Annotated in this window: 14 protein-coding genes; 2 read left to right on the forward strand and 12 right to left on the reverse strand. The window is 64.9% G+C overall.

The window, feature by feature from the left end; genetic code table 11:
* Positions 1 to 67 precede the first annotated feature (67 nt).
* The 8 genes from fabG to C7453_RS08440 all read right to left on the reverse strand — a co-directional run bounded on the left by fabG (position 68) and on the right by C7453_RS08440 (position 7,796).
* Positions 68 to 817, reverse strand: coding sequence for a 3-oxoacyl-[acyl-carrier-protein] reductase (gene fabG, locus C7453_RS08405; protein WP_114727346.1), 750 nt, complete (start codon positions 815 to 817; stop codon positions 68 to 70).
* A gap of 29 nt (positions 818 to 846) precedes the next feature.
* Positions 847 to 1,818 carry an ACP S-malonyltransferase gene (fabD, locus tag C7453_RS08410; RefSeq protein WP_114727111.1) on the reverse strand — a complete coding sequence of 324 codons (972 nt, stop codon included), beginning with the start codon at positions 1,816 to 1,818 and terminating at the stop codon, positions 847 to 849.
* Positions 1,819 to 1,886: 68 nt separating this feature from the next.
* The gene (locus C7453_RS08415; protein WP_114727112.1) at positions 1,887 to 2,417 is read right to left on the reverse strand and encodes a YdcF family protein; all 531 of its coding nucleotides are present in this window, start codon (positions 2,415 to 2,417) and stop codon (positions 1,887 to 1,889) included.
* A complete protein-coding gene (locus tag C7453_RS08420; RefSeq protein ID WP_114727113.1) occupies positions 2,414 to 3,298 on the reverse strand; it encodes a hypothetical protein in 885 nt (294 codons plus the stop codon). The genes C7453_RS08415 and C7453_RS08420 overlap by 4 nt, the downstream gene beginning before the upstream one ends.
* Positions 3,299 to 3,302: 4 nt before the next feature.
* Positions 3,303 to 4,061 carry a glycine betaine ABC transporter substrate-binding protein gene (locus C7453_RS08425; RefSeq protein ID WP_114727114.1) on the reverse strand — a complete coding sequence of 253 codons (759 nt, stop codon included), beginning with the start codon at positions 4,059 to 4,061 and terminating at the stop codon, positions 3,303 to 3,305.
* Positions 4,062 to 4,175: 114 nt separating this feature from the next.
* Positions 4,176 to 6,278: a M13 family metallopeptidase gene (locus tag C7453_RS08430; protein WP_114727115.1), complete on the reverse strand. Its 2,103-nt coding sequence runs from the start codon at positions 6,276 to 6,278 to the stop codon at positions 4,176 to 4,178.
* A gap of 45 nt (positions 6,279 to 6,323) precedes the next feature.
* On the reverse strand, positions 6,324 to 6,944 hold the full coding sequence (locus C7453_RS08435; RefSeq protein WP_114727116.1) for a Dabb family protein: 621 nt from the start codon (positions 6,942 to 6,944) through the stop codon (positions 6,324 to 6,326).
* Between the two features lie 27 nt (positions 6,945 to 6,971).
* On the reverse strand, positions 6,972 to 7,796 hold the full coding sequence (locus C7453_RS08440) for an acyl-ACP desaturase (RefSeq protein ID WP_114727117.1): 825 nt from the start codon (positions 7,794 to 7,796) through the stop codon (positions 6,972 to 6,974).
* 213 nt (positions 7,797 to 8,009) lie between these two features.
* On the opposite strand from C7453_RS08440, the gene sucC reads away from it, so the two are divergent.
* Positions 8,010 to 9,212 (forward strand): ADP-forming succinate--CoA ligase subunit beta, encoded by a 1,203-nt coding sequence (gene sucC / locus C7453_RS08445; protein ID WP_114727118.1) that lies wholly within the window; start codon positions 8,010 to 8,012, stop codon positions 9,210 to 9,212.
* Positions 9,212 to 10,093, forward strand: a complete 882-nt coding sequence (gene sucD, locus C7453_RS08450) for a succinate--CoA ligase subunit alpha (RefSeq protein ID WP_114727119.1) — start codon at positions 9,212 to 9,214, stop codon at positions 10,091 to 10,093. Before sucC ends, sucD begins: the two co-directional genes overlap by 1 nt.
* A 39-nt stretch (positions 10,094 to 10,132) precedes the next feature.
* On the opposite strand, the gene C7453_RS08455 is transcribed toward sucD, so the two are convergent.
* The 4 genes from C7453_RS08455 to C7453_RS08470 all read right to left on the reverse strand — a co-directional run bounded on the left by C7453_RS08455 (position 10,133) and on the right by C7453_RS08470 (position 12,958).
* Positions 10,133 to 10,942 (reverse strand): shikimate dehydrogenase family protein, encoded by an 810-nt coding sequence (locus tag C7453_RS08455; protein ID WP_114727120.1) that lies wholly within the window; start codon positions 10,940 to 10,942, stop codon positions 10,133 to 10,135.
* 39 nt (positions 10,943 to 10,981) lie between these two features.
* Complete coding sequence (locus tag C7453_RS08460; protein ID WP_245948932.1) at positions 10,982 to 11,362, reverse strand: hypothetical protein; 381 nt, start codon at positions 11,360 to 11,362, stop codon at positions 10,982 to 10,984.
* A 115-nt stretch (positions 11,363 to 11,477) separates the two neighbouring features.
* Positions 11,478 to 12,032, reverse strand: a complete 555-nt coding sequence (locus C7453_RS18680; protein WP_141288973.1) for a hypothetical protein — start codon at positions 12,030 to 12,032, stop codon at positions 11,478 to 11,480.
* A gap of 281 nt (positions 12,033 to 12,313) precedes the next feature.
* Positions 12,314 to 12,958, reverse strand: coding sequence for a TetR/AcrR family transcriptional regulator (locus C7453_RS08470; protein WP_141288972.1), 645 nt, complete (start codon positions 12,956 to 12,958; stop codon positions 12,314 to 12,316).
* Positions 12,959 to 12,976: the final 18 nt, after the last annotated feature.

Below are 12,976 nucleotides of genomic sequence, written 5' to 3' on the forward strand. Positions count from 1 at the left end.
GCGAAATCGGCCTGTTGTCCGCCATATCCCTGCCTGCGTCCAGCGGAATCAGCGTGTTCCCCGTCGATCAGGGCATTGCCATCCCGCCGTTGACGTTCAGCGTGGTGCCGGTGATCCATCCGGCCTCGTCCGATGCCAGATAGGCGACGGACGCAGCAATATCCTCGGGTTTGCCCATCCGTCCCAGCGGAATGCCGCCCAGCAGCTTCTCGCGCTGCGCCTCCGGCAGCACGTCGGTCATCGCGGTCTGGATAAAGCCCGGCGCCACGACATTGACGGTCACGCCGCGCGAACCGGCTTCCTGCGCCAGCGACTTGGTCATGCCGATCATGCCCGCCTTGGCCGCCGCATAATTCGCCTGGCCGGCATTGCCGGTCACGCCGACGATCGAGGCGATGCTGACGATTCGCCCCGCCCGGCGGCGCAGCATGCCCTTCAGCACCGCGCGACACAGGCGGAAGGGGGCGGCCAGATCCACCTCCATCACGCGGTTCCAGTCCTCGTCCTTCATGCGAATCGCCAGTCCGTCCCGCGTCAGGCCGGCATTATTGACCAGGATATCCAGCGGCGCGCCGGCCGCGACCTCGGCGGCGGCCACCAGCGCGTCGGCCGCCTTCGGGTCCGACAGGTCGGCGGGGCACACATGAACCCGCTCGCCATCGGGCGCGATCTCACTGGCCACGGCGGCCAGCACCGCCTCACGCGTGCCGGAAAGTACCACGCGCGCGCCCTGGGCATGCAGGGTCCGCGCGATCGCGGCACCGATTCCCCCCGATGCGCCCGTCACCAGCGCGGTCTTGCCATCCAACCTGAACATCAGCCCGTCCTTGCCTGAAAAATCATCTCTCATAGCGACGCGAGAAACGCCTCGATATCCGCCGGGGTGCCGACCGAGCGGCTCGCCGCATCGGGCGCGATGCGCCGCACCAGCCCGGACAGCACCTTGCCGGCCCCCAGTTCCACAAAACTGTCGACGCCCATCGCCGCCATCGCCTCGACACTTTCGCGCCAGCGCACGGTGCCGGTCACCTGCCGCACCAGCAGGTCGCGAATCGCCTGCGGGTCGGTCACCTTGGCCGCCGAGACATTGGCCACCAGCGGCACGATCGGCGGCGCAATTTCGGCCCGCTCCAGCGCCTCGCCCATCGCATCGGCTGCCGGGGCCATCAGCGAGCAATGAAACGGCGCCGACACCGGCAGCACCACCGCCCGCTTCACCCCGCGCGCCTTGGCAATCGGAATCGCCCGCTCGATCGCCGTCGCCCGGCCCGAAATAACGATCTGTCCGCCGCCATTATCGTTGGCCACTTCAATGATTTCCGTGCGGTCCGGCTCGCCTTCCACGCGCACGATCGCGGCCTCGGCGCAGATCGCGCGCGCCTCGTCCAGATCCACGCCGATCAGCGCCGCCATCCCGCCCTCGCCCGCCGGCACCGCTTTCTGCATTGCCGTGCCGCGCTGGCGCAGCAGGCGCGCCGTCTGCGCGATCCCGAACGATCCCGCCGCCGCCAGCGCCGAATATTCTCCCAGCGAATGCCCCGCCACCAACGCGGCCACGCGCTTCAGCTCCAGCCCGCCTTCCTTCTCCAGCACCCGCAGCACCGCCATAGACACCGCCATCAGGGCAGGCTGGGTATTTTCGGTGCGGGTCAGATCTTCCATCGGCCCCTCGAAGATCAGGGCGGAAAGCTTCTGGTTCAGCGCGTCGTCGACTTCCTGGAACACCTCACGCGCCGGGGCGAAGGCTGCGGCCAGTTCGGCGCCCATCCCGACGGACTGGCTACCCTGACCGGGGAAGATGAAGGCGTGAACGGTCATGCTGTCCTCATTATCCAAAAGAAATCTCACGTTCCGGCCCGCGAAATGCCGACAGGACGCGGCGCCTGTCAATCGCGCGGCACGGTCTCACGGCGACGGAGCACCAGCAGCAGGACGTCCCATGGCAGAGCCGCGACCTCGCGCAGGCGCCAGAACCAGCGCCGCCGCAGGCCCCGGGCAGCCGGCACCCGGGGCGGGGGCACCCGCACCACCCGCCAGCCAGCAAGCCGCATCAGCACCAGACAGCGCGGCAGGTGATAGCCGCTGCTGGCAACCGCAACGGCGCCGCGATAACCACGCGCGCGCAGCAGCACGGAGCAGGCTAGCACCGAGTCCAGCGTATCCCGCGCCGTCGCCTCGATCAGGATCGCCGAATCCCGCACCCCGGTCCGACGCAGCAATTCCGCCATCACAGGCGCCTCGGCCGGGCGGCCACCCAGGCTGCCGCCGGTCGGCACGAACAGCGGCGCCGCGCAGGTCCGCCCGAAGGCCTCGGCCGCCGCAACCCGGCGGCATAATGTCGCGGAAGGTGTGCCGTCGGGATGAACCGTGGCCCCGAAGATCACAATGGCGAGCGGCGCTTCCGGCCGCCCGCTCACAACGGCGCCTGAAGCAGAAGCTGGTTCAGCCCGGCGAAGGTGGCGAACGTCATCCGCCACACCTGCCGAAACTGCGCGGCATCGACGCCCCGATTATCCAGGAGCGCCGCCAGTTCACCCACCGTGCGCCTGCCGTCGATCAGCGGCAGCAGCCCGCGCGCCTGCGAGATGACCGGCACCAGCACCTCACGCCCCGCCAGACGGACCGGCAACCGATTATCGGGCCGCATCAGCCGCGAGAGCCCCAACCCGTCCAAGGCACGCAGCACCGGCACGCAAGCCGGGTCCATCGGATCGGCCCGCCCCACGACCTCGCCCGCACGGCGGACATAAGCCACATGAAACGCCCGCCCTGCGCCACGCGACTCGGCCAGACCGGCCCGTACGCGATCGGGCACGAAATCGAGATCGGTGCAAAAGGCCGGGTCGGCCTCCAGAAGCGCCGGATCGTATTCCAGCGGCGCCATCAGGCAGACCGGCACCAGCCGCGCCGCCGCCAGCAGGTCAAACAGTCCATCGACAGCGCAGCCAGCGTCCCGCCCATCCGATGCGGGCACCACGACGCGCATGCCGCCCCCCGGCGCCAGCAGGCCGCCCAGGGCCTCCAGCCGCGCCACCGGCTCCGCCTCCGCGCTCAGGTCGCAATCAATATAATCGTAAACAGAAGACGGGAGTGACGCACCGGCAGCAAGAAACCCGACCTCCCCCGGTCGCCCCTCCGCTTCCAAGCGCTCCGCCAGTCGCGCCGCACCAGCCGCATCGCCCCCGGCCACCAGCACGCGCAGCGGGCAGGAGCGCGGCCGCAGGGCTCCGAACAGCCAGTAATCGACCTCACGCAGATCACCGACCGACCCGATCGTCAGAGAGGATGCGTGCACCATGACCCTACCGGGGCAGCAGCTTTCCGCGCTGCCAGGCTTCGGCCGCCTCATCGCCGGTCATGCCGTCGCAGCGCACCGCATATTCCAGCGCGCTCACCACCTTGTGGCCCAGCATCAGCTCGTCCAGCTCATCCAGCAGGTCGGAATCCAGTTCCGCCCGCGCCTCGCGGCGCACCAGCATCCGGGCCGCCTGCTCGCCGGCCAGCACGTTCCTGGGGTCTTCCAGCGGCCGCAGCCGGCCGCCATGGTGCAGGAAATGCGGCTGCCACAGCGGCAGGACCGCCGCCTCCCCGGTCTCGATCGCCTTCGCGGCATATTGCCAGGCATCTTCATCCGGACGGGCATCGATGGTGAAGCCGCGCTCCGTCAGCCCATAGGACCCGACGCCGAGCCGCACCCGTTCCAGCACCGATTCCGCCGCCACGATATTGCGGTTGACCACCCCGTCATCCAGCCCCAGATCAGCGATCGAAGCCACACCCGGCGCGCAGCCTTCAGGCATGAACCAGCCGAAAACGGGCTTGTACAACTCACCCAGCGGGTCCATGCCCAGCGACGGGTCCGCCCAGACGGCATCGACATCAGGCAGCCACGCGGAGACGAACAGGTCGATCTCGCCCGCCTTCATGGCCGCCGTCAGCTCGTCCCGGCTACCGGTAACGTATTCGACGTCCAGGTCATAAGCTTCCAGTACACGCACGACTGCCGCGGCAGCCGCCGCGTGCAGGATGGTTTCCGGATGGCCAAGCGTCACCGTCGTCATCGCACCTCTCCCCGATCACGAGGGTGGTTCCAGCAGGTGGCATCCGTTTACGCAAGGGGCGGAACGGCAAAAAACCGCCCCGCCCCTGTTCTCAGGCCATGCGGTTTCCCGCCGTCACCAGATCTTCACCCGCTCTTCAGGCTTCAGATACAGCGTGTCGCCCGGCTTGACGTTCCAGGCCTTGTACCAGGCATCAACATTGTGCATCGGAATATTCACCCGCGCCTGCGGCGGCGAATGCGGGTCCGTCATCACCCGCTGGCGGATGGTGTCGTCACGCAGTTTCTGCCGCCAGACCTGCGCCCAGCCGAGGAACACGCGCTGGTCCCCCGTCAAGCCGCCGATCACCGGGGCCGGCTTGCCGTGCAGCGAGGCATGATAGGCATCCAGCGCCAGGGTCAGGCCGCCCAGATCGGCGATGTTCTCGCCCATCGTCAGCTTGCCGTTCACATGCACGCCCGGCAGCACTTCGAAGGCGTCGTACTGCTTGCCGAAGCGATCGGCGAGCTTGTTGAAGCGTGCCGCGTCATCCTTGGTCCACCATTCTTTCAGGCGGCCCATATAGTCGAACTTCCGCCCTTCATCATCGAAGGAATGCGTCATCTCATGGCCGATCACACCGCCGATCGCACCGTAATTGACCGCCGGGTCCGCCTTTGGGTTGAAGAAGGGCGGCTGCAGGATCGCCGCCGGAAACACCACCTCGTTGAACAGGGGGTTATTGTAGGCATTGACGGTCTGCGGGGTCATGTCCCACTCGTCCCGATCGACCGGGTGGCCCAGATGACCCAGCCAGTAACGCCACTCGAAGGCCTCGGCGCGGGCAGCATTGCCATAGGCGTCCCCCTGCCTGACGACGAGGGTCGAATAATCCCGCCAGCGCTTGGGATAGCCGATCTGGATGGTGAAATGGTCCAGCTTCTGCACGGCGGCGGCGCGGGTCTGCGCCCCCATCCATGCGTTATGCTGCAACCGCACCCGGAAGGCCGCCTTCAGTTCGGTGGTCAGCGATTCCATCATCTGCCGGTATTCCGGCGGGAAATAGCGCGCGACATAGGTCTGTCCCAGCGCCATGCCCATCGCGTGGCCGGTGGCCGTCACGCCGCGTTTCCACCGTTCGGGCAGTTGCGGCTGGCCACCCAGCGTCTTGTCGTTGAAATCGAACGACGCCTGCACGAACGCCTTGGGCAGGTAATGCGCGGCACTGCCCGCCAGATGGAAGGCCAGCCACGCCCGCAGCGTGTCCAACGGCGTTTCCGACGCAATCTTCGCCTCGCCGACGACGGCATCGGGCTCGCCGACGATCAGCGTGCCCGATTTCACGATCGTCTCGGGCAGTTCGGCACCGGTCAGATACGCCGCCCAGTCGAAGCCGGGCGCACGCCTGGCCAGGTCGGCAACCGTGATGGGGTTATAGGTCTTGTCCGGGTCGCGCATGTCCTGCCGCGCCCAGTGGACCTCCGCCAGCCGGGTCTCGAACGCCACGATGGCCTGGGCCTGCTTCGCGGCATCCGGCCATCCGATCAGGGTCAGGACCTGCTGGACATAAGCCTGATAGGCGGTCTTCTTCGCCGCCAGTGCGGGCTTCAGGTAATAATCACGATCCGGCAGGCCCAGGCCTCCCTGGTCCAGCATCAGCGCATAGACTGTCGGGTCCTTGGCATCCGGCTGGATGCCCAACCCGAACAGCGAATGCTGGAACCCCGTCTGCGCATGCCCCAGCAGGGCGGCAAAAGCGCTCCGGTCTTCCACCGCGCGAATGGCGTCCAGGTCGGCGGCGAGCGGCTTGCTCCCCTGCGCCTCGATTCCCTTTTCGTCCATGAAGGTGGCGTAGAACGTGCCCAGCTTCTGGTCGACCGTCGCGGGATCGGCCACCGGATGGGCCGCCAGGTCATTCAGGATACCCTGCACGCGCTTGCGCGACAGTTCATGCAGCATGTTGAACGGCCCATAGGCCGTCATGTCGGGCGGAATGACGATATCGCGTATCGCTCGGCCATTCGCGTAGCCGAAGAAATTGTTGCCGGGCGCGATCGACAGGTCACGTCCGTCCACATCGAAGCCCCAGGCGCCGTAAGACGGGGCATCGACCACATCGGCCACCTTCGCGTCGGCGGCCTGATCGGCCGCCCGCGCCCCACCGCCCCAGATCGCGGCCGCCAGCAGGGCCGCGCCGCACAGCCAGCCACGCCGGCCATACCGTCTGAAATCCGACATCCCGTTGCCTCAAATTCTGTTACAAACGGGTTACGGTAGAACGGTTTATTTACGATGCCCAGCCCGTGCCCCGGCCGTTTTCACAGGCTCCGGCGGACGCGCCAGCGCGGCCACGCGATAGTCGAAACTCAGGACCCCGGCCAGATACGGCGCCGCGAACGCCTTGAACGCATCATGCGCTGGGTCGAAGAACCCCGGCTGGGTCACGACCGGCCGGCCGACATAATAATTCCGGTCCCCTTCCGAGCGAAAACTCACCAGGAAGCCCATCTGGTACCCCTCGTCGGCGCCCTCCCCGCTGTTCTGAAAGCCGGTCTCGATCGACTCGACCACCGGGCGGCCATCCGGACGACGGGAATCGACTGCCAGTTCCAGGAAGTGCCGGGCCACCTCCGCCTTCTGGAACGGCGTCACATTCTTGAGAAAGCGGAACAGCACCACATGCCGGACCAGAGCCGGGCGGAAAGCGGGCGCGGTGAAGGCGGCAACCCCGACCTGGGCCAGATCCTGCTGCACTGCGACGGCGGCGGCATCAGGCGGCGGCGGCGTCGCGGGCGACGTCGCGATCGGCAGGGAATACGGCTCGGCCAGCGCGGCCCCCGTCGGCGACAGCGCCGCCACGGTCAGGCCGAGGCTCGCGGCCGCGATCATTTTGCGCACCAACATCGTCACTCCCTCCTGGTTCCTGCCCCGTCAGGCCAACGCCGCCTGACGCGCGAATTTCTTCTGGCGTATGCGAATCAGATGATACATGCCCCGCGCGACCAGTTCATGCACCCAGCCATGCGGCGCGATCCCGATCGTCTTAAGGATCATCCCGGTCACGCGCACAGTGTGCCGGGGCTGATAATAGCGCATCGCCCGCGCCATATAAGCGGCAATGCAGCGGCCATGGTCATACGGCAGGCCAACCGGATCGTTGGTCGTATGATAGGCCGAGGCGAGTTCGTCATCCTCGCTTTCCGTCACCCGACCCAGCGCAATGCGCATGCGCTGCCACACGCCCAGCTTCTCGCGCTTCAGGTAACGGTTCATGTGGTCGTAGAACAGCTTGAAATGCCTGTATTCGTCCGCCGCGATCTGCCGGCAGATCGCCTTCAGCAGCGGCTCGTCCGTGGCATCGGCCAGAGCGGTATAGAAGGATGACGTCCCCGTCTCGACCATGCAGCGGGCGATCAGTTCGCCGGTGCGCGATCCGCGAATGGACCGATCGACCTCCAGTTCCAGCTTGTACGACGCGCGATACCGCTCGAACGCCTGCGGATAATCCCATGACGGGTCGGCCAGCATCGCCCACCGCCCCAGCGCGTCGCCATGCTGTACTTCCTCGACCGCCCAGTTGTCCGCCGCCGCGCGAAAGGCCGGATCGTCGAAGAACACATTGTTCAGATAATGCGCATAATCCACGCCGTTCCGTTCGACGACCGACGCCGCCTTGACCAACTGGACGATATCGGGGTCGACGCGCGCCGGATCGAAACAGTCCCAATCCATCTGCTCAAGGCGCCAGTGTTTCATCGTACTCCGTCTTTCATGCCATCCGCCCCGCTTCCCTTTCTCCCGTCCTTCCATGCGGAAGGGCATATACGAAGCCTGAACAAGTCCTTTTCAGCATCCGAGATGGCATAAACCACCCGATTATGCCATGCAGACGATAGCTGTCGCATACGCGGCCGGCGCACCGCCCGGGCTTCCCGAGGCGCAACGACAACAAACGCGGATCATAACCGTATGAACATACACGAATATCAGGCGAAAGCCCTGTTGAAGGGATTCGGCATGCCCGTGCTGGACGGGCGGGTCGTCCGTTCACCCGACGAAGCCCTGGTGGCCGCCCGCACGATCGGCGGCCCGATCGTCGTCGTCAAGGCACAGATTCATGCCGGTGGCCGCGGCGCCGGCCATTTCGCCGACGATCCGGGCGGCAAGGGCGGCGTCCGCCTGGCCCGCACGCCCGACGACGCGCAGCAGGCCGCCGTCGCGATGCTGGACAGCACGCTGATCACCCGCCAGACCGGCCCGGCCGGCCGCGTCGTCCGCCGCCTGTATATCGAAGCGGGCTGCGAGATCGCGCGCGAACTCTATCTCTCCCTGCTGGTCGATCGCGCCACCGGCCGCATCGTCATCGTCGCCTCCCAGGACGGCGGCATGGCGATCGAAGACGTCGCCGCCGCCACGCCCGAACGCATCCTGAAGGAGGCGATCGACCCCGCCACCGGCCTGTCCGACTACCAGGCCCGCAATCTCGCGGCGCGGCTGGACCTCCATGGCCGCTCGATCCGCGCCTTCACCACCGTCCTGCGCGCGGCCTACGAGGCGTTCGTGTCGCTCGACGCCGCGATCGTCGAGATCAACCCGCTGGTCGTCACCGGCTCGGGCGATCTGGTGGCGCTCGACGCCAAGATGAGCTTCGACGACAACGCCCTGTTCCGCCATCCGGAACTGGAAGAACTCCGCGACGAGAACGAGGAAGACCCCCGCGAGCGCGAAGCCGCCCGCCACGGCCTGGCCTATGTCGGGCTCGACGGCACGATCGGCTGCATGGTCAACGGCGCCGGCCTGGCCATGGCGACCATGGACATCATCAAGATGGAAGGCGAGGAACCGGCCAACTTCCTCGATGTCGGCGGCGGCGCCTCGCGCGAGCGGGTGGCGGCGGCATTCCGCATCGTGCTGTCCGACCAGAAGGTGCGTGGCATCCTGGTGAACATCTTCGGCGGCATCATGCGCTGCGACATCATCGCCGAGGCCATCGTCGCCGCCTCGCGCGAAACGGGCCTGCGCGTGCCCCTCGTGGTTCGCCTTGCCGGCACGAATGTCGAACGCGGCGAGGAAATCCTGTCCCGCTCCGGCCTGAAGATCATCCCCGCCAGCGACCTGGGCGACGCGGCCCGCAAGATCGTCGCCGCCGTGCGCGCGGAAGGAGTCGCCTGATGTCCATCCTCGTCCATAGCGATACGCGCGTCATCACCCAGGGCTTCACCGGCGCCCAGGGCACCTTCCACTCCGAACAGGCCCTGGCCTACGGCACGAAACTGGTCGGCGGCGTCACCCCCGGCCGGGGCGGCGAAACCCATCTCGGCCTGCCGGTCTTCGATACGGTCGCCCAGGCGTGCGCGGCCACGCGGGTCGATGCCAGCGTCATCTACGTGCCGCCCGCCGGTGCCGCCGACGCGATCCTGGAGGCCATCGCCGCCGGCGTGCCCCTGATCGTCTGCATCACCGAGGGCATTCCGGTGCTGGACATGGTGCGCGTGCAGCAGGTGCTGCATCGGTCGGACAGCCTGCTGATCGGTCCCAACTGCCCTGGCATCATCACGCCCGGCGAATGCAAGATCGGCATCATGCCCGGCGCGATCCACCGACCCGGCAAGGTCGGCATCGTCTCGCGCTCCGGTACCCTGACCTACGAGGCCGTCGCCCAAACCACCGCGGTCGGACTGGGGCAGAGCACCTGCGTCGGCATCGGCGGCGATCCGGTCAAGGGCATGGATTTCACCGATGTGCTGGAACGCTTCATCGCCGACCCCGATACCGACTCGATCATCATGATCGGCGAGATCGGCGGCACGTCGGAAATCGACGGCGCCACCCTCATCCGCGACAGCGGAACGAAGAAGCCGGTCGTGGGCTTCATCGCCGGCGCCACCGCCCCACCCGGCCGCCGCATGGGCCATGCCGGCGCCGTCATCACCGGCGGGCACGAGACGGCGGCCGCCAAGATAGAAGCCCTGCGCGACGCTGGAATCCACATCTCCGCCAGCCCCGCCCTGCTGGGCCGGACATTGCTGGACGTCCTGTCAGGCAGTTTCTAACGCCCAACCCGGTCCGCCCCCGCCCAAGGGGCGGACCGATCACGCCTGCCGGCGCCCGATCCGCCCGTCTGCGGAAAAATACCGAAAAATCGCCTCCAACTGGCCATCCAGCATGGCCCGTCCCGGATGGATCGCCGCCCCCCGCCCTGTGGCCGCATGCAGGATCGGCGTAATCTCCGGGGTCATGATCACCTCAGCCACCAGGACGCCCGGCCCGACCCGCTCCGGGTCGAAAGGCAACGGATCGTCCGCACGTAGGCCAAGCGAGGTCGCATTGACGACCAGATCATGCCCGCCGACATCCTCCCCGATCCCAACGTCCAACTCTCCAAACCGGGACGCCAGCCGCTCATGGAGCGCCAGCAGCCGCTCCCGCGAGCGATTGATCAGCGTCAGCCGCGCGGGCTCCCGCTCGGCCAGCGCCACCGCGATCGCACTGGCCGCCCCACCAGCCCCGACGATGCAGATCCGTCGCCCGGCCACCGAATGCCCGGCGGTGGTCAACCCCGCGACAAAACCCTCGCCATCCAGTATGTCGCCCGCAAACGCATCCTCGCCAACCCGGCGCAGCACATTGACCGCCCCCGCCAGCCTGGCACGGGGCGTCAGGTCCCGACACAGTTCCAGGACGGCCATCTTGTGCGGAACAGTGACGACCGCCCCCTCAAAATTCCCAATTCGCAACAACCCGCCCAGAGCACCCGACAAGTCCGCCGGCGGAACGTCGAAGGGCACCATGACCGCATCGAGCCCATTTTGCTCAAACAGCGCGTTCATCGCCTGAGGCGTACGAACATGCGCGACAGGATGCCCGACAAGGCCGAACAGTTTGGTTTTTCCGCCGATCATCGTCGCACCTCCGGCCAATTCACACACGAGATACCCCGATCAGCATAGACGGCAGTATTTCCGATAATCAGCCTGATGCCGAAACAGGAACAGCATATAATAATCGCGATAATGGCGCTTGTTCCGGGCAATCTTCTCATAGAATGGAAAGACGTCGTTCGGCCCATCGAACCCGTCGACGCCCGCCACGGAAATCACACATCTTGCTTGGAAGAGCGGAGCATACAGGGCACTATTCGGATCGTTGACCCGTCGCACATGATAAAGATTCTTCCTGAAATCCTTGAGGCGTTCAGGAAGAAGAAAAATCATATCCTTTTCGATAAAGGTCTGCGTGCCGTCCGGTCGACGAAAATAACGCATGTCATCGGGCATATCGACGTAGAAGGCCGCATCACGCACGATCACAAGAGCCACCATGCCAACAGGCTGGAATGCATGGTAAAAAACACTCCATTTTCCAAACAGCCCACAAGAATATCAAATAAACTTTACTCTCGAATAATAACGGACTGGAGAACCATTCATTCCGCCCCTACTGGATCAAACCCGCAGATGCCAGACGGACATCGGAAGATTCGATTTCTCCCTTGCGAATCATCTCTTTTACCGTCGCGACGGAAAGGGTTGGCGGCTTCAACTTTCCACGCGGCTTCTTCTCGTTGTCATCTTCAATAAAGACCTTGGTTGACGGATCGAGATAGCCATAACCACACAGGAACGGGTTCCGCACATCGGCCATAACCATGACAGCGTGATACCGCGTCTGCCCGACCCAGTTCTCAGAAATCGATTCCTGATTGACGCCAGGATAGTTAAAACTCACACCACGAGAATGAAAAAAATCAAAAATACCCCCCATGAGAGCATCTATTAATTTTTGCTTTCTTGGATTGAATTGAAATCCATAATAAAAATGATCTTTATAGACCGTCTCTTCTTTCGGAAGAGATTTCGGATTAATCAGTCCCACGATGCTCTGCATGGTAGAGGGCTTGGGCTTCACTTTGACTGGCCCTTCACGAAATATAATAGCCCCCCGATGATTATAAAATATAGGTATAATAACGTGTTTTGGATCATCGCTCATAGAATCATCTCCTGAAATTCGGGATATCAGATTTTTCCTGTCCCCGGCAATGAATTGATATCAAACCATCGCGGTATGTAATGGCTCAGGGAATGACGTGCATCAGCGCACAAGACCAGATTCATCCATCATGACCCAGCATCACTCTTTGCCGGACTGGAACAAACCTCCACATCCCTGGTATCTCTCTGTATAGGTGAGATTATATTACCAACAATGCGTTCACGCTCGGCCGAAGACGCGCGTCGGACGACCTCCGGCCTACATTTTCATTCAGGCTCTCAGGCCGCCGCCAGCACCATCGGCAACACGTCCGACACCAGCCGCCGGGAAAGCTCGGCCTCGTCCCGCTTCGAAAGCCCCTTCAGCCGCATCATCAGCAGCGGCAGCATGACGGCCCCCATCACCATCATCAGGGTCAGTTCGGGCGTCCCGTCATGCCGGAGCAATCCATCCTCACGCGCCTCCTGCAACAGGGGCAGCATGGCCTCCTGGTAGGGTTCCCAGATTTCACGCAGGATATAATCCTGCCGCTCGCCGGGCAGGCTCAGTTCGTCGGAGAGAAATTTCGCCAGTTCGGGAATGTCGCAATTGGCGGTGATAAAGCGCGTCAGCCCTTCCCTTACCCGCTCCTCGGTAGAGCCCGAGCCACCGTGCAATTCCTCGATCGAATGGCGCGCCGCAGCCAGACGCAGCGCAATCTCGTCCACCACCGCTTTCCACAGCGCGAATTTCGACCCGAACTGATGGGAAATCAGCGCGGGATCGACCCCCGCCTCCGCCGCGATCTCCCGCAATCCCGCTCCGTCATACCCCTTGCGCGAGAAACAATGCAGGGCCGCGCCCAGCATGGCGTCACGCGCCGCAGGTGTTCCCTTCGCCGGCCGCCCCCGGCGACGGCTGAGCGGAGTATGATGGATCGGCACCAGATCGTCCTTTTTTCA

This window comes from Gluconacetobacter liquefaciens, assembly GCF_003350405.1.
In the GTDB taxonomy this organism is placed as follows: domain Bacteria; phylum Pseudomonadota; class Alphaproteobacteria; order Acetobacterales; family Acetobacteraceae; genus Gluconacetobacter; species Gluconacetobacter liquefaciens.

Coding starts and splice junctions, on each gene's coding strand:
- fabG (WP_114727346.1), bottom strand. CDS start 817: ATGTTCAGGTTGGATGGCAAGACCGCGCTGGTGACGGGCGCATCGGGG.
- C7453_RS08435 (WP_114727116.1), bottom strand. CDS start 6,944: ATGTTGGTGCGCAAAATGATCGCGGCCGCGAGCCTCGGCCTGACCGTG.
- C7453_RS08460 (WP_245948932.1), bottom strand. CDS start 11,362: ATGGTGGCTCTTGTGATCGTGCGTGATGCGGCCTTCTACGTCGATATG.
- C7453_RS18680 (WP_141288973.1), bottom strand. CDS start 12,032: ATGAGCGATGATCCAAAACACGTTATTATACCTATATTTTATAATCAT.
- C7453_RS08440 (WP_114727117.1), bottom strand. CDS start 7,796: ATGAAACACTGGCGCCTTGAGCAGATGGATTGGGACTGTTTCGATCCG.
- C7453_RS08455 (WP_114727120.1), bottom strand. CDS start 10,942: ATGATCGGCGGAAAAACCAAACTGTTCGGCCTTGTCGGGCATCCTGTC.
- sucC (WP_114727118.1), top strand. CDS start 8,010: ATGAACATACACGAATATCAGGCGAAAGCCCTGTTGAAGGGATTCGGC.
- C7453_RS08420 (WP_114727113.1), bottom strand. CDS start 3,298: ATGGTGCACGCATCCTCTCTGACGATCGGGTCGGTCGGTGATCTGCGT.
- C7453_RS08425 (WP_114727114.1), bottom strand. CDS start 4,061: ATGACGACGGTGACGCTTGGCCATCCGGAAACCATCCTGCACGCGGCG.
- fabD (WP_114727111.1), bottom strand. CDS start 1,818: ATGACCGTTCACGCCTTCATCTTCCCCGGTCAGGGTAGCCAGTCCGTC.
- C7453_RS08430 (WP_114727115.1), bottom strand. CDS start 6,278: ATGTCGGATTTCAGACGGTATGGCCGGCGTGGCTGGCTGTGCGGCGCG.
- sucD (WP_114727119.1), top strand. CDS start 9,212: ATGTCCATCCTCGTCCATAGCGATACGCGCGTCATCACCCAGGGCTTC.